The 16,400-nt window shown below is 60.0% G+C and carries 17 protein-coding genes; all 17 read left to right on the top strand.

The annotated features are described in order from the left end of the window. The first annotated feature begins 136 nt into the window (after positions 1 to 136). Positions 137 to 358, top strand: a complete 222-nt coding sequence (locus G3O01_RS11015; RefSeq protein WP_205804652.1) for a hypothetical protein — start codon at positions 137 to 139, stop codon at positions 356 to 358. Positions 359 to 555: 197 nt separating this feature from the next. Then, positions 556 to 1,383: a hypothetical protein gene (locus G3O01_RS11010; RefSeq protein ID WP_205804651.1), complete on the top strand. Its 828-nt coding sequence runs from the start codon at positions 556 to 558 to the stop codon at positions 1,381 to 1,383. 356 nt (positions 1,384 to 1,739) lie between these two features. Next, a complete protein-coding gene (locus tag G3O01_RS11005; RefSeq protein ID WP_205804650.1) occupies positions 1,740 to 2,621 on the top strand; it encodes a hypothetical protein in 882 nt (293 codons plus the stop codon). Between the two features lie 165 nt (positions 2,622 to 2,786). After that, complete coding sequence (locus tag G3O01_RS11000) at positions 2,787 to 5,102, top strand: LPD1 domain-containing protein (RefSeq protein WP_205804649.1); 2,316 nt, start codon at positions 2,787 to 2,789, stop codon at positions 5,100 to 5,102. A 344-nt stretch (positions 5,103 to 5,446) separates the two neighbouring features. Then, complete coding sequence (locus G3O01_RS10995; protein WP_205804648.1) at positions 5,447 to 6,205, top strand: NYN domain-containing protein; 759 nt, start codon at positions 5,447 to 5,449, stop codon at positions 6,203 to 6,205. 313 nt (positions 6,206 to 6,518) lie between these two features. Then, positions 6,519 to 7,247 carry a hypothetical protein gene (locus tag G3O01_RS10990; RefSeq protein ID WP_205804647.1) on the top strand — a complete coding sequence of 243 codons (729 nt, stop codon included), beginning with the start codon at positions 6,519 to 6,521 and terminating at the stop codon, positions 7,245 to 7,247. 44 nt (positions 7,248 to 7,291) lie between these two features. Continuing rightward, positions 7,292 to 8,026 carry a YjbE family putative metal transport protein gene (locus G3O01_RS10985; RefSeq protein WP_205804646.1) on the top strand — a complete coding sequence of 245 codons (735 nt, stop codon included), beginning with the start codon at positions 7,292 to 7,294 and terminating at the stop codon, positions 8,024 to 8,026. A 12-nt stretch (positions 8,027 to 8,038) separates the two neighbouring features. Then, on the top strand, positions 8,039 to 9,250 hold the full coding sequence (locus G3O01_RS10980; protein ID WP_205804645.1) for a hypothetical protein: 1,212 nt from the start codon (positions 8,039 to 8,041) through the stop codon (positions 9,248 to 9,250). Between the two features lie 17 nt (positions 9,251 to 9,267). Beyond that, complete coding sequence (locus G3O01_RS10975) at positions 9,268 to 9,897, top strand: hypothetical protein (RefSeq protein ID WP_205804644.1); 630 nt, start codon at positions 9,268 to 9,270, stop codon at positions 9,895 to 9,897. A gap of 20 nt (positions 9,898 to 9,917) precedes the next feature. Then, positions 9,918 to 10,946: a hypothetical protein gene (locus G3O01_RS10970; RefSeq protein WP_205804643.1), complete on the top strand. Its 1,029-nt coding sequence runs from the start codon at positions 9,918 to 9,920 to the stop codon at positions 10,944 to 10,946. Then, on the top strand, positions 10,931 to 11,674 hold the full coding sequence (locus G3O01_RS10965; protein ID WP_205804642.1) for a VWA domain-containing protein: 744 nt from the start codon (positions 10,931 to 10,933) through the stop codon (positions 11,672 to 11,674). The genes G3O01_RS10970 and G3O01_RS10965 overlap by 16 nt, the downstream gene beginning before the upstream one ends. Before the next feature lie 143 nt (positions 11,675 to 11,817). Further along, positions 11,818 to 12,348, top strand: a complete 531-nt coding sequence (locus G3O01_RS10960; RefSeq protein ID WP_205804641.1) for a hypothetical protein — start codon at positions 11,818 to 11,820, stop codon at positions 12,346 to 12,348. Positions 12,349 to 13,453: 1,105 nt separating this feature from the next. Beyond that, positions 13,454 to 13,837, top strand: a complete 384-nt coding sequence (locus tag G3O01_RS10955; RefSeq protein WP_205804640.1) for a hypothetical protein — start codon at positions 13,454 to 13,456, stop codon at positions 13,835 to 13,837. A 518-nt stretch (positions 13,838 to 14,355) separates the two neighbouring features. After that, a complete protein-coding gene (locus G3O01_RS10950) occupies positions 14,356 to 14,805 on the top strand; it encodes a hypothetical protein (protein ID WP_205804639.1) in 450 nt (149 codons plus the stop codon). 45 nt (positions 14,806 to 14,850) lie between these two features. Then, complete coding sequence (locus G3O01_RS10945; RefSeq protein ID WP_205804638.1) at positions 14,851 to 15,240, top strand: hypothetical protein; 390 nt, start codon at positions 14,851 to 14,853, stop codon at positions 15,238 to 15,240. A gap of 161 nt (positions 15,241 to 15,401) precedes the next feature. Beyond that, positions 15,402 to 15,782, top strand: a complete 381-nt coding sequence (locus G3O01_RS10940; RefSeq protein ID WP_205804637.1) for a hypothetical protein — start codon at positions 15,402 to 15,404, stop codon at positions 15,780 to 15,782. Between the two features lie 97 nt (positions 15,783 to 15,879). Then, on the top strand, positions 15,880 to 16,335 hold the full coding sequence (locus G3O01_RS10935) for a hypothetical protein (RefSeq protein ID WP_205804636.1): 456 nt from the start codon (positions 15,880 to 15,882) through the stop codon (positions 16,333 to 16,335). Positions 16,336 to 16,400 lie beyond the last annotated feature (65 nt).

Genomic DNA, 16,400 nt, shown 5'->3' with positions numbered 1-16,400 from the left:
CAGGTCCGACCGTTTTGCGGCTGCCCTGCCCGTAACAACGCGGGCGAAGCCGTCTTGCGTTGCAGCTTTGTGGGCGCAGACTTCTTTCGTGTGTGCGGCTGCGCCACATCGCCCTTCAATCTCTGAACTTTCCACCATGAAAAAGCTTCTGTTCGTCTCTGCGGCTTGCGCTGCACTGCTCTTTTCCGCGACTACCCCGGCCTACGCGGCCGGCTGCCTGAAGGGTGCCGTAGTGGGCGGCCTTGCGGGCCATGCGCTCGGTCACCACGCGGTGCTGGGTGCAATGGCAGGCTGTGCAGTGGGCCGCCATATGGCGAAAGAAAAGAAACAGGATCCACGCCACGCGCGGACGCTCTGATCCCCCGTACCGTCGACTGACATGTCGTTGCGAGTCCGCCTGAAAGGCGGACTACCTGCCTTTAGACCTCTAGACCATCAGGACCATCTGATCTCGCATCGGGACGCTTCGTTGAACATCGGCTTCAACCAAGCGCCGCCGCGCTTCCTGTTGTTCAAACGCCCGTAAAGGGCACACTACTCAAGGAGTAACAGGAAATGCACGAGAAATCGAACGCACAGTTGAACGCAAATGAGTCGCTCGTTTTCGTCCCGGAAGCAAGCGGCGCAGTGCTCGATCTGCTCATCGAAAGAATCGAACGGCCCCTTGAAATCAACGGCAACGTGGTTAGCCAGACTGTGCCGAAATTTACTGCGGACGAAATGGCGCTCGGGCCGATCCTCGAGCGTGAGCGCATTGTCGTGCGGAAATTCCGGGGAACGGCGGCGAACTACTTCGCGTTCAAGGATCCGGGCATCACCGGAACCTATCCCCACCGAAACGAGTTCGGCGCCTATGGCGACACTGCCCTCGAAGCGGCTGCGCGTTGCTACGTTCGGAGCATGCGCGGTGATTTCGCAAGAGTGCCGGCGTCCTTGCTCGGGGACGGCGGTTCGGGCCGTCATGTTGAGTTCCGGCAGATCGGGGTGGGGCGTTACGCAAGTGACGTCCGCGGCCTGTACGACGCGCTGCAGGTGGATGTCCTCGAAAACGCCGTTGCATTCTCGGCGAGCGGTCCGTTTGCACTTCAGATTGAGCAGGTGAGGAGCCTGCACGCGATTTTCGGAGGTGTCATTGCTCGCGCTGGGCATGAGACGTGTGTGGCCACCGACGGGCCGGAAACGGCCGGCGACATTCCCGTTCTCTTCGTTCTGGATGATGCGTCAGAGGCGACCGGAACGGTTTTGCCGTTTTGCGGCACGGCATGTCGCGATTCACACGCCAGCGGACAGGTTGAAAGAACGTGCGCCAGGACGTCCCGCGCAAGCGATTTCGGCTTAGAGCCGCAGTGCGAACGATGCGGCAAGGAAATTGTCGCCGCATAAACGGAGTACGGGTGTCATCGCGCCCATCGCCGTAGCGCGCCCCTTCGGGGGGGGGCGCTACGGTGTCTCTTGGCACCAGATGCGATTCCTGTTTCCCGGAGCATGGTGCCTTGCCCGAACGCCTCGCCTCTGCTACTCTCCTCGACAGCCATTGAAATGGCATCCGCAAGGGACGAATCACTCCGATATCTCTTTGCCCTACGGTCGCACCGACGATCAAACGGGTCATCTCCTGCTTGTCAGCCTACTCTCTGCTGAACTAGATAACAGTTCACCACAGCGGTGGCGCCCAGCGCCTCATCTGCTCGCTCAGATTTTCCCCGCCCTTTTTGGGCATCATTCAGAGCGAGTAATTCATGAACAGCAAGCACGAACGAAAAGCCCGCGTCGTTTTAGACGTCGTTGGCAAACGCTTCGCCCACATCCATAGCGACGCGACGGACGGCATTGCGGGCTTCTACGACCGACGCAAGAGAGGCATCCTCTTTCTCAAGCCGACGAAGGAGCCGTTCGCATTCGCCGTTGCAAACGACGAACAGGGACATTTCTTCGTCACCTGTTCGCGCCACGGCGCCGGGCTCCGGTACATGCACGCGACGTGTTCGGTGGATGAAAAGATATTGGGCATCGACGGACTCTCCTCTTCGGAGCAGCGGGAACTCGTGAAGAACCTCCTGCTGCAGTTCGAACCGCCCAAACAGGAAGTGAATGGCGGGCGCGCCGACGCTGAAGGCGGCGCCGTCGCGCCGCAGGTAGCCTGTTTCCGGCCACTTTCCTGGGTGGTCGTCGAACTCCACGGCAAACGGAAGCTGGGCATTGTTATGTCCGATATCGACGTCCACGGTGAAGTCAGGACGTACGTCTCGGGCAACGCATACGACCTGCACGAGACGCAGATCGTCGTACGCGACGTCGCGCGGGAACGAATCACTGATGCCACCAGCCTCCAGCCGGAAGACCTCGACTACGAGGAGGCAAAGGTCCGGAACATCGGACAGGACGCGGGATTCGGGCCGCTCACGCTGACGAACGCTGTTCACCACAACTCGTGGCGGCCGGCGTCGGGCCATCCCGGTGGCTGGCGCGTTGTGCGGGGAATTCAAGTGCAGCAGCTCGAGCGAGAGGACGGCGAACTGACGCTGTTCAAGAGTCATACACCGGCCGCGTCCGTGGCGATGATGATGAACGCGACCATTGCGAGCGAACTCGAATCTCCTGCTCTTGCCCGCTTCCGCTAAACCATCCTTCGAAAGCAACCAGCGAAAGAGAGCCTGTGCGTCCCCTCCCGGGGCGCGCGGGCGCTTTCCGCGCGTGCCCTTGGCCAAGCGTTCACGTTTCGCCAAGCCCATTCGCGGGTGTCTCCTTTTTTCTATCGCCCTTCTGGGGCAACGAAGGAGACCTTTATGAACCAGGCAAAAACCAGCGGCTCGCAGTATCTGCAGTTCGCCCTTCCGCTGTTCGACAATATCGATGATGGTTTGAGCGCGACTGCCACTGCCATGCCTGGCGTACCGGTCGGGGCATGTTCCGCCGGTCTTCCCGAACCGACAGCCATCACTCGCGCCATCACCGTCACAACCTCAGTCGCCACAGTCGCTCAGCACCGTAGCAAACCGGTCGAACCGGCTGCTGTCGTCGACGTTGACGACCACCGGAGCGAAAACTACCGGTTCCGCGATGCTGGGTATGTTGCAGGCTCGCGCAAGGAACAGGCGGCGTCGGCCGTTATCCTTCGCGCAAAGCGGGACGGATCTCGTGTCCATGTCAGTCTGATTGACTGGGATGAACTGGAGTCCAACCCGCGCGAAGCCAAAAACCTCGTGACGAAGTCGAATTTTTTTGGCGAAATCGACTGGGCTGCGCTGCGCGCGGCCGGGATTGAACCGGGCGCAGCTTTCCTCATCGATCGCATCTATGCCGCAATTGCTCAGGAACCTAGTATCGATGCGCCGGACGCTCGCAAAGACTATGCGACCGGTCTGCAGATCCTGCGCGATCGGCTTGAAGCGACGCGAAAGACCGCCGATGTCGTCCGGGAACTCGCTGAGTTGTGGTCGGCGTTCGAGGGCGCGGTATTCACGCCCGAGGAAGCTTCCATCTGTGCCGAAGCCAAGCAGAAGTCCCATGTTCTCTTTCTTGAGCGCCAGGGGATTCAGAAGCGTACCGATGAAGCCTATCAACGCGCTATGACCGCAAAGGCAGAGGTATATCCGTTCGAGAGAGAAATCGAGGTTCGTCAACGGCGCGGCTGGAAGGCCAAGCCCGAGTTGCAGCAAAAGCTCGACGCGGCCGAAGCGGAGCATAAGCGGGTTGAGCAGATCTGGTCCGATTTGCTCGAAGAGGTAAAACCCCGTCGCGATGAAATTGACCTCGAGCGTCGAATGCTCGGCGAGCGTGTCGACGCGATCGTGGCAACTGCGAAGGACCGGAACAAAAGGGAAAATGCGTTTCATCGCGCATTGAACCTCTTTGGCGACCGGTTTGTTGCCGTACTTCGCTACCGGTCGACCCGTTATGGCTCGGATGCATTTGCAAAACATGTTGCCGTCGCCGAGATGGGCAAGATCGCAGACTGGGAGTGGATGGAGAAGGAAGTGACACGCGCGCCGCGTGCCACATCCGAGGCAGTCCGGTTTCAGCTTCGCGTTGCGGACTCCTTTGAGCGCGAGGGAGGCCGACAGGTCATCCCGCAATCGACTGTCGAGTTAAAGGAACTCTATAAGCTGAGGGCCGTGCAATCGGGCAACTGGGTGCTTCGCGATTTTGCGAGCGGGAAGTTCCATACCGAGCAGTCCGGTGCGGCATTTGCCGATCTTGCTGATCTGCTCGGCGTGCCCGACTCGTACATCTCGCTGGGCGGCAAGCTCGCTCTGGCCTTCGGCGCGCGAGGAAATGGGGCGAAGGGCTGGAAAAATGGTGCAGCGGCAGCGCACTGGGAATCGGTGCATCGCGTGATCAACATCACAAAGGTGCGCGGTGGCGGTGCGTTGGGCCATGAGTGGTTTCACGGGTGGGACAACCTCATCACGGAAATCGCAACAGGTCAGCCCTCGGGCGTGAATGATTTCGCCAGTGCGAATCCGGATATCCTTCCGGCGGGCAAACTGCGCGACGCCATGCGGGCGCTGTACAAGGCGATGAAAGAGGGTCCTTTCCGGGCAACTGTCACGCTGCAATACAGTTCGACCGACGTGAAACACGCTGCTCGTGTCATGGAGCGCGCGTCGATCAACGGGGTGGCTCGCATGATCAGGGATGCAGGGAACGTTCATGCGGCGGTTCAGGCGGTCGATGAACATCTCGGCCCCAAGTCAGGCGAAAAGCTCAAGGGCCGCAACAAGACTCTGCACGCGGACTTCCGGGCGATCGCGATCGCGCACTATGGAGGCAATCCTGACGGCGGTGAGATCGAGGTCCAGTGTGGTCCCACGATGTCATCGTTTGCGCTGGAAGCCCACAAGCTTGATCAGGGTGGCAAGCCGTACTACACCGAACCGTACGAGATGGCTGCGCGCGCATTTCAGTCGTGGATCGAGGACCGGCTCGCCGCGCTCGGCCGAAAGAATGATTACCTGAGCGTATACGCGGCCAATCGTTTTCATAAGTGCCCGCTCACCGGCATGGACTGGAAGCCCTTCCCGGAGGGTAAAGAGCGTGAGCGTATCAATGCAGCGTTCGACACACTTGCCTCGGCGATTCGTGAGTCGCTTGTGAACTAATCAACCGCAAGTCGTGGTATCCGGCTCCCCTCACAAGGGGGAGCCGGATCACCTCTTTCTCGGCTAGTTTAGCGACCGCCCACCACGCAGCGATGTTTTCCTGAGACACCCGGTTTCAGCAAAGCACCCCTCGCCTCCTGATCTTCAGGCCCCCGGCATCCTCGATTTGTCGGCGAACCCCATCAATCGCAACGCCCCTACGCACTATCGAGCCAGGTCGAGCTCGGCGGTATCGCGCGCATCTGCGACGCCTACCACGCCTTCGACCAACTCCCACCAGATATTCACGTTTCGCGCTGTTTGTTCAGCCTCACCCCAACCGTCCTGCCTCTGGAGAGGATCACATGTCGTCCGCATCGAACACCTGCTGCATCTTTCTGGACCATTCGAACATCTTCGGTGGCGCGCGAAAAATGGCGGTCGCCCTCGAAGGCGAATCTACCCGCCACGCCGTTCGTCTGCACTATGACTCCCTCATCAGGCTTGCCTCTGCCGGCCGTATTGTCACGACCGGAGTATGTGCAGGATCCATCCGGGGCGCCGAGCGAACCCCGCCAGGGCTGACTCCAACGGTTCGGCAGTCTCTCGCTGCTTCGTGCATTGAGGTTGAGGTGTATGAGCGCAGCGAGAATACACACACGGAGCAGGCTGTCGATCAGGCGATTCAGGTGCATATGCTGCGTGCGCTGGCCGATCAGCCACCTGGTGTCGCCGTGCTGCTGACCGGCGATGGATCTGGGTACCAGTACGGTAAAGGCTTCCGTGCTGATCTGGAGCGGATGCACCGCCAGGGCTGGGGCATCGAACTGCTTGCCTGGAATACGAACTGCAACCGGTACATGCGCGACTGGGCGGCCGATCACGGCTGCTTCATCCCGCTCGACAACTACTACTACACGTTGACCTACATCAAGGAGCAACGGGAACTGGAGGATCTCATCTCCCCAGAACGCCCGGTCGCGTCGCCGTGCCGTGAGGGACGTTGCCCGCCAACGTCGCCCGCATCACGAGGTCACGACAAAGTAGTCCGCGCGCCGCATGGGCTCTCCGTTGTGCCGACAGGCGTGACGCGTGACCTATCGTCGATTCAGTTCACCTCCTGAGCGCCCGTCGGGGACATGTGCCGGCCGGACTGAATTCTCCTTTCGTGCGGTCGATATGCAACCCCGCGGCGCACCGCCTCCCTGGACGGCCACTTCCCTCCCACCTCCCATCGCCCTCAAGGCGCCTCGGGAATATTTGGGCGATCGCCTGAATTTTCCGCGCGCCGCGTCGATATTGGGTCCCTGTATGCGCAATGCAGAGAACACGCAGTCGCTTGCCTTGCGTAAAACGCATTGCACGATAGGCATAGCACGCGGGGACTGACGTACGTTGCCCCGCGCTTCCACAACCCCGGTATAGACGGAGTGCCGTTTGGACTTTCTCATGCCACTGGACTGGACCGCAGTCGTCAAGATTGCGGTACTGGACCTGACACTTAGCGTGAACAACGCTGCCGCCGCTGCGCCGGCGTGCGCGGCACTTCCGCGCGCGCTGCGGTGGCACGCAATGATCGTTGGCGCGCTTGGTGCGACGGCTGTCCGCGTAGCAATGCTCGCCGTCGTGGCTTTTCTGCTCGGGTTCCCGGCTCTTCGCATCGTGGCGGGCATCTATCTTCTCTTTGCCGGTTATCGCTTACTCGCAGGCGACCGCGCGCAGAGCCGCACTGTTCATGGATCGGTCACGGTTCTGGGCGCCGCGTTGAGCATCCTCCTGGCGGATGCGTCGCTCAGCCTCGACAACGTCCTTGCCGTAGCAGCGGCCGCGCACCAGCTACCGTCAAACGGCATGTTCTACGCCGTGGCCGGCGTGGCATTCAGCATACCCATCGTCATGTTCGGAGCCGGGCTGCTCGCGGCCGTCCTTGGCCCTTTTCCCATAGTCATGTGGCTTGGCGGCGCACTCATCGGATGGGTCGCTATGGAGGTTGCGCTCTCCGACCCACTGCTGGATCACGCAAACGCGTGGCTCACGACCCTCTCTTTCACGCCGTTCACTGGTCTCGTCGGTGCTCTCATTGTTGTCGCCGCAGCGATGGTGACCCGCCGGGGAGCACGAGCGCTCCCGGCGACGGTGCCGACCGAGCCAGGCACAACCGAATAACCCCTCTTAAAACCCAAACCGAATTACCAACCTGAGAACTTCGAATGAACATTCTTCTCTCCCTCGACTGGGCCGCATTGGGCAAGATCGTTGTACTCGATATGCTTTTGGGAGTGGACAACGCGGTCGTGATCGCGTTAGCCTGTGCCTCCCTTCCGCCCGCAATGCGCATGCGCGCCATCCTGCTGGGCACAGCTGGTGCGGTCATTCTCCGAGCGCTGTTGCTCGCGGCAGCAGACTTCCTGATGGGCCTCCCCGTTCTCAAGATCGCTGCAGGCGCGTACCTCTTCTACATCGGATACAAGCTGCTTGCCTCCAGTGGCGACGATGAGCACGCGGTCGCACAAAACGACCGGATCTTCGCCGCTGTGCGCACGATTGTCCTGGCCGACCTCATGATGAGCCTCGACAACGTTCTCGCAGTCGCGGCCGCGGCGCATAGCTCGACCGCTCACAGCACGATCTACGCGATCGGCGGCGTGACGCTGTCGATCCCCGTGATTGTTTTCGGCGCAGGCGTGCTGACCACGTTGATGGACCGGTTCAAGATCATCGTCTGGATTGGTGGCGGCCTTCTCGGCTGGGTCGGCGTGGAAATGGCCCTCAGCGATCCCATGCTCGCACCCGTTGCTGCCTGGGTCGGCGCGATCGTTCACGAACACATTTTGGAACTGCTCGAACTCGCAGGTTTCGTTAGCGTGATCGGCGCCGCCCTGGTGGCACGTCGCCGTGCTGAGGCAAAGGAAGAAACTCCCGCTGTCACGGCGACGTCTGCCTAAGGAGTTCGACAGATGGAAATCACTCGTATGGGTAGCAGCGCTCGTTCGCTGGAGTCCGTGGGTGCCAATAGCACCGAGGTTGCGCAAGTGTCGGCACCAAAGGCACTGACCCTTCCTCAGAAGTTCCCTCTTGAACTCACCACTGGTGAAGTGCGTGACATTCAGGCCCGCGTCGCGGCGTTCGATATTGAGGCGTTGTCGCTCCAGGACATCGTCACGCTTGAGACGAAACCGTCGGACGATCTCAACCATGTCCTGGGCCAGTTCCTCGACCAGGTCAACGAGGCCGAGAACCCGCAGGTCTTCAAGCTCGTGACTGCGCTGAACGAGGCCGTGGCGAAAGAGGACCTCGGCGGACTCGCGGACTCGATCCTGAACGCAAAACCCACGCTGTGGGACCGCGCGCGTGGCATTTTCAGCAAGAAGCTGCGCGCTCGTATTATCGATGAGGTGTACGACAATCTCGCGCGACTCGCGAAGCAGCGGTCAAAGACGCTACAGGACGTCGTTGTCGGCATGGAGAACCGTCTGCAACAGGACGCAGCAACCCTTGTCGACGAATTGCACCGTCTGGAAAGCCTGAAAGACCAGTACCGCAAGAGTTTCGTCGACTTCGTACTCGGCGTGGCCTTTCTGCATAACGCCCTGGTCAAGGCGAAAACGATCGCCCCTGCCCTTCTCGCGTCGGCCGGCAATGACTCGATGCGAAAGCAGGAGATCAACGACAAACTCGCCGCCCTCGAGTCTGTCGCGCTTGCCCGCGAAGGAATGATGACGCGTTTGCCGGCTGAACAGGTCGTGATCCAACAACTCGAGACAGCGGGAACGTCGACGCTTCAGGAGCTCCGGACCAATATGGGCACCCGGTTCGCGAGCATCCGGATGACGCTTTTGACGATCCACAGCGCGCAACTCGTGCAGAACGTCCAGCGCCTCGATGGTGCGAACGCAGACCTCGAGAGGAACCTGCAGGACGTTCGCGCGCGCATCACCAAGACAGTCGTCACAACCGCCGCGAATGCACCCGGTAACAATCGCATCCGGCAGGCCCAGGAACTCAAGAAGATTATCAACGACACCCGCGAGCTGCAGGATGCCGTCGACGCCTCCAGAGAAGCGAACCGCGAAAAGTTCGCTACGGCACGGGCGATGTTTGAGGAAGCCCGCAGCGAAGTGTTCGAACTCGGCCGTCGAACCAATCCGAAATCCCCAGCCAAGCTGTAAACATCACAAGGACTACCATGACCAAGCTCGTACTCGACCTGTACAAAGAAGGCGACGTCCCCCAAAAACTCGCCCTCGACCTGGAAAAGGCAGAAATCTTCAAGGCGATTCTCACCTGGGCGGGGGAAACCGACCTCGATCTGCATGCCCTGCACACGGTCAATCTCGGCAGCGGCGCTCGGGCGACCTCTTTCGAGGACATCCTCTCGACGTACAACGTCGACCGGGTGACACCGAGCGGAAAACGTGTCGGCATCCTCCCTCTTGCCGCGGACAAGACTTTCAGCATCCATGGCGGCGCGTTGGTCCACAGCCCTGACGCCCAACAAGGGGGCGACGAATACATCATCGTCAACCCCTCCTATCTCACAATGCCGGATGTAGGCCGCATCGAGATTCCATTGCTGGCAATGATTCACGAGCAAGCCCAGGGGAAGGTATTCAGGGATGTGGTGAACCCGCGTGTCACCATCCTCAACAGCCGGGACGAGAAACTGCTCGAAGTCAGCCTTTCCGACCAGTTCGGTTCGTTCAAGGGCGTGCACCTCGGCTCCATCGTCATCGAGCCGAATATGCCGCCGGCGTATCTGAATCTCGGGGCCGGCTTCAACACCAATTTCAACGGCGTCCTCGCGGACTTCACCTGATCGATCAGGAAGGTCGCGAAATGGAGTACAAGGTAACGGTTGTCGGCGGCAAGGCGAAGGCAAGCTCTGAGGACGCCCCGTCCGCTGGAGACAGCCCCGGTATGAGCATGCCGCTCACGACCGTTTCCCCCGGGGTCGAGCACAAAGCTCCGCAGCAGCGCGTCAATGAGATGCCAGTCACGTCCGTTCGCTCGAGCAATGCAGCCACCCTGGTCGGCGCACCCGCAGACAAGCAGCGTGCTCCGATCCAGTTTGGCGAGCCGAGCAGCGTTACTGGCGCAGTCGTGCGTGGCGTCCGTGCTTCCGCCGAGGAACTGGCGCGGCGCTTTCCCAAGGCCTCCACCGAAATTGTCGCGGGCGCAGTTGCCCTCCTTCGAGGCATCGATCCTTCATCGATGACTTCCGTCGACTGGTTGGATTTCGGCATCGCAAGACAGGAGAGCGCCAACGCGCTCATCAAGCAGCGACTGGAATCCGCGGGACTTGGATCGACTAGGGAGGCTGTTGCGCTGTTGCGCCGGCTGCTGGAATTGCTGGCGGACGTCACGGACGCGATGCACGGCGGCTTTCTCCGCAAACCGCCGCACACAGTGTGGGCGAACCACGAACCGGAAGTGCAGCAGATCGAGCAACGTCTTGAAAGTGGGGTCAAGGAACTCACGACATCGATCAGTGCTGCCCGAGACTTACAGATCCGGTGCGCAACGGCCCAGGCAGAACTGGAAATACCGATCATCGCGGGAGAGTACCTCCTGGACAAGATCGCCAGCGACGACGAACACCTCCTTCAGTCAAGGCTCACTTCCCTCGCGGGGACGCAGGCACTGATGAAAGAGAACGTCCTTGCGATCGAGGCCGACGAGACGAGACTGCAGGAACTGGTGCAACTCGTTCAGGACAGCGTGCTGCTCGGCTTGCATTCAGTGTACAGCCAGCTCTCCTCGTTGCCAGATCGACCGACGGAAACGCAGAAGTTTCTGGCAATGGAAAAGCTCACCGATCTCACTCAACTTATAGAAAGGAAACAGACCGCATGGCGCTCCAACTGAATCTGGAAAAGAGCCGGCAGGCTCTCGTTCTGAACCTCGAGAAAGCCGGTGTCAAGACGATCCCCGAAATGGAGGTCGGACTTGCAGTCGACGTGTCTGAGTCCTTCAAGAAACTCCATCTGGCCGGGGTCACGAACGCATTGATCGCTCGCCTGACCGCCTGGGGACTCACCTTCGATCCGGATGGCAAGCTCGACTGCATGACGTTCTCCGATGGACCCGAGAACGTTGTCTATGTCGGCGAAATCACGGCAGACAATTTCTCCGATTTCGTCGCCACGAAGATCATCGGTAAGGTCAAGGGCTGGTGCGGCGCAACCCACTACCATTACTTCGTCAATCGTATGCTGGAGCATTTTGGTTGGAGAAAGACCGTTGAAAAGGCAGGCTTTCTTGGCCGCCTCTTCGGTCAACAGGACCGCGAGGTCGACTCTGGTCCAAAGCGCCGAAGCCTCATCATCGCGCTTACCGACGGCGATAACACCGATCACGCAGCGACCATCGAGGCTTTGAGGCAGTCGCAAGAACGTAAGGATCATGTGTACTTTCTCTTCATCGGTGTTCGCAACGAAGGAAGTACGTTTCCGTTCCTTGAGAGCATCGGCGACACCTTTTCGAATACCGGCTTCGCGCATATCGACGATCTGAAGACGTTCGTCAACCTCTCGGACGAAGAGATCAACGCTCAACTGATCTCGGACGAACTGATCGAGTGGCTGAAGGCCTAGCCCAGGCACACTGGTCTGGCGCTGGCGGAAGCTGCGCATAGCCCTGTGGCGCTTTCGCCCGTCGCCAGCCCATCGGTTCGAGGGTAGCCTGCAAGGTGGTTCTGAATCGTGACTAAACAAGAAAAGCTGTAAGGAATTCCCACATGCATTTGCAAGGAAATACCGGCTCTCCGCTCGTGCTCATCCACGAGACCTCGCCGGACATCGCTCTGTCGATCCTCCGCGGCCGTAAATTCATCGCCGGGCCGATTCTGGGCGATGCGGGGATCAACTGCTACATCGAGGGCGTCGATTCGTATCATCCCGACCAGGCGGCGTCGAAAGGCGCATTTCTGACCTTCGAGTGGAGCGGCCCCGTGGAAGCATCGCGGAGCATCAGTCGACATGAGCCCGAGGTGCTTTACGACGAGCGCCCCCATCGCGCGTTTGTCTTCACCTGCACCAAAAAGCACTTGCGCGTCACGGGTCTCTCGTTTCGCGAAGGTCACTCGTTTGATGGCCTTGTCGGTCAGGCGCCGTGGTATGTACTGAACAAGCCGCGGTGGGCCGAACAGGCGCATGCGCAGATCCAGACGGAGGTCGATAGAATTCTGCGCGAGAAGCCTGTAATCAGCGTCGTTCCACCGCCCGATGCTCCCTACCTCTTCATCCTTCGGGAACGCAACTTGATCTGACCGGCAGCCGGGGCGGCGCGACGAAATGACTTCCGAATTGCACAAGCAACTGACAGCACGCGGTGCGCGATGGTTAAGGCAGAAAGGTTTTGGTGTTATCGCCTCGGAACTCGTTACGCACCGCCCGGGGGAACAAGCGGACGTTATCGGATTCAGGTCAACGTGCTCTGGCTTGATTGAAGTGAAGGTCAGCCGCTCCGATTTTCTTGCGGACAGACGCAAACCGCACAGACAATCGGGGGGGCTGGGTAACTACAGGTTCTATCTGTGCCCACCCTCTCTGATTCTTCCAGAGGACTTGCCTGAACGCTGGGGTCTTCTTTACGCCGAACCACGCCGGATCGTCGAGGTGGTCCGGCCTCCCGGAAACGTCTGGCCCGTCGTCGACTCCCGGTTACTCGAATCCGGATCGCCTTGGGCAGCCTTTGCGCACCCTTCCGACGCGTCGGCGGAGCGCGCGTTGCTCTATTCCATCGCCCGGCGACTTTCGGCCGGAGAGCGTGCCAGCTAGACACGCGGATCCTTCGCAGGACCAAAAGCAGGAATATCTTGCCATCGTCGTGCAGCGGCGGTTAACATTATGACCAGCCGCTCAAACGGCAATATCTCCTTCTGAATCGTCGGCCCCCGACGATCTGCAATCCTCGGCATTTCGAACATTGGCGTGAACGCCGCCATTGTCATTTGGCCCGTTTCGGTTTCTCGTGTTTTCGCGCACTCGCTCCATCTGTGTCGCTGCGAGACCTTCGAGACTGGTGCTTTTCCGTTATACCAGGCGGTTGCTCTGCCGCGTCGACCCTTTGAGTCTGAAGACCCGGTTGCATCCGGGCAATGTGACTTTAGCGTCGAGGCGAGCAGTTGAATTTGCGTCTGGCATCGCCAATGCATGCTTCATCTCACCGTTCGGAACGCTGGGCGATCGAGCAGCGTAATGTCGATGGCTCAAACGGACCATTGAATATCTCGTTTTTCCGCTGCGGCGCCAAGGGCTAGCGCCGTTTTTCGGGTAGTTTCACGGCGCATACGTCTCATTGCGGCCGCTAAAGCCCTACAGTTGTAAAGTCGTTAACCAGATAACCACCTTCTCACCATGCGAGTTACAAAGATGCGCGATACGATCCTGCGAATAATCATCGCTGCGCTGCTCGGCGTGATTGCTACCGCCAGCAACGCGAACCCGGCGACGATCGTCAGCGGTGTTTCACTGATGCAACAGACCAACCAGGTCGTGTCTGCCGCCGGTTATCGTCTCATCTGGCGTCTGCCCGTCGACGCTGCGGCGGGGAGCGCGGCCCAGGCCTATAGCGAGTTGACCGATGCCCTGTTCGGCGTATCTCGTCAGATGTCCGCGACGTATGTCGCGGCAAACGGCGTTGCGCCGGTGATCTGCGAGGGAACCAAGACCATCGTGATGGCTCCCCTCTCCGAATCGCTCGAGATTGTCCGTGATGGGCAGGCGTACGGTTGCGCGATTCCGCAAGGACGCTAGCCTTCAAGTCCTGCGGCCGGCCCCGCGGCTCGCGGGATCGGTGGAGGCGGACCGAGCCGCTATCAAGGAAGCACCACGGTCAAAGTGGACGTCGTGAAAGGTGGACCGCCCACGACTTGGCACGAGCTACGACTTCTTGGACTCAGTCCACTTGCCGGACAATCTAGCGCGCAGCATAATAGCGTCTGCCGCCCAGAGCGGCAGCCTGCATAGGCACCTCTCAAGAATCTCCTGACGCCGCGCCGATTTCGCGAGCTCCTACAGCCGTAACCTCTTCTTCAGCGTCAGCGCCGCAGATCTGAACTTCCAAATTTCTGACGTTGCTGGACGCGTCAGATTTCTGAGAGTTTCGCTTTCTCCTTTGAAATCGACGTGTGAAACGGTCCGCCGTTTCCATCGCGCTCCCCCTCATTCTGCTGGTCCGCTTACCTCTGCCCGCTCGTGGCACACGCAAGCGCTTGATCTGCGCCCTCCCGGCTTTTAACCGCCTCGATTTGAGGTACAACATTGGGAGATCTATGAACTCAGAAACACAAGCACTTGCACAGGTGCAGCTCGAGCGAGACTGGTCCGGAACGATGACCCTCTATGCGCACCAGGTTCGCCTGCGCGGTTACAACGTCCGCCCCTCGGTCTGTAGCGCGGTCGACACCGTCGACGGCGCGAAGATCCTGCAGACCGTGATGCCCGGCCTGACGAAGACCCAGCACGATGCGCTCGCCCGGATCCACGCGGTTATGGCCGAGCAATGCACCACAGCATGGGCAACGCTCGTTGACCTTGCTTCGGAAGAGACGTTCGGCCGGCCGTACGCGTTCGGCGATTACAAAATCTCGGCTGTTGCGCGAGATGAGTACTCGCCCGAACGCAAGGACCAGTTGAGGGTGCTCGCTCACGCCCAATCGCGCCACAAGCGCGCGGCTCAAGCGCACGCGCGCCTCGCGAAATCGCGGCTGAGATTGCACTGAACAGCCGAAGCATTCAACTGAAATAGATCGAGAAGAGGATTGAAAATGTCGCTCATCAAGGAAGCGCTTGAAACTTCGGCCCGTTCCGAAGTGATCGGCGCGTTAACCGCCCTTGTGACGGGTGTGCTCGGTTTTGCACTCCGCTACCACCGGACGGCAGTGCGCAAACAGAAGGAGAAGTTCGCTGTTGCCGCATCCGACATCGGGTTCCTGCTTGCGCTCGAGGAGGAATATCGAAGCATGCTGAAGGAGCACGGCATCAGGCTGTCCAAGGTCGAAATGCGTGACCGAGTTCGCGCGCGGGGCCTTCTCTTCAGCGGTCGATTCACGCCGGGCCGCGTTGCGGCAGCACGTGAAGCTCGCGGGTTCATGACGGCGTGGTATCGATTCCGCGCCACCGTCGAATCGATGCCGGAGCAATCCGAAACGAGTTGACGATCAACGTCCTTGAATAGCAAACGCGCCGCCACCTATTGCCCTCGGGCAAAGGTGGCGGCTTTTTTTTGCCCACCGTTTTCGTATGGCGGCTTGCGTTTAAAGATTGTCGTGCTCATATTGCCGTGCGGTCTGACGTATTTGACAACACGGAACCAACCATGAAAGCCATCACACTCCTGAAGAAGTACAGCGTCATCCCGGTGATGATGCTCGCGTCCGGCGTCGTCGCGATGATCATCAGCAACGTCGACGCGGCGACCAACCCCGCCCACTCCGATGACTGGCCACAGGCACAACTTACACAGGCCGCGACCGCGGCGATCGCGTTCAAACGCGATCAGGGCAGACTGCCGGCGAGCCTCGACGAATTGCGCGCCGCCCGTGCCGGCACCTACCTGCCGAAAGGGTTCGATCTCGCTGGGGTAATGTATTTCCGTGAGGGCGGCGAGACGCCTCCCCGACTGAGCTGGCGGGACGACGTGGCGGGCCTCGTCGCCTACTGCCGCCTTGACGCGGCAATCCAGAAGCGCTGCCGTTGAGTCAACGTGCATATTTGCCCTCGAATAGCGGCTTTCTCTCAAGTATTTCCGGCGTGCGGTCGTAATCCCGATCACAGTGGACCCGGCATCAACCCCAATGAACAAGAAGCCCCATACACCCCGTTCCAAAGTCGAACTACTGCCTGTCGCCCGAGATCTTCGGGACGAGTGGGCGCTGCGCGACCATCTCACGCTTGCGGCGATCAGGATGGGGCACGGCACTCCGATCCTTCTGGGCCGAATCGCTCAGCTTTTAATGGTTTCCAATTTCCTCGCGGACGCAGGATACGGCCGTGATGCCCTACCGACCCTGATCGACGCTCAGGAATCGATCGGACGCATCCAAAGCCGCGGCGAAAACGAAGGGTACTGGTCACCGACAAAGCCTGCCGAATGGGAGCCCCTTGCCAGACTGCTGACCCTGTACGATAACCAGCTCGCGAGAGCGCCGATGCACAAGGTAATCCGGGCGATGCAACGGCAACAGCACGCGACGTCACAAGCCCAACCTTACGAAGAACGGCGCAATGCCAAGGTGCTGCTGGCGGCCTAGTCCTTTGGTGTCATAGCCGGCGTGCTTCGACCGCCCAGTTGCAACCGCTGGAAAGCCACGTCTTT

This window comes from Burkholderia sp. Ac-20365, assembly GCF_017104715.1.
Classification (GTDB): Bacteria; Pseudomonadota; Gammaproteobacteria; order Burkholderiales; family Burkholderiaceae; genus Paraburkholderia.
This window is presented reverse-complemented; position numbering and strand designations above follow the sequence as displayed.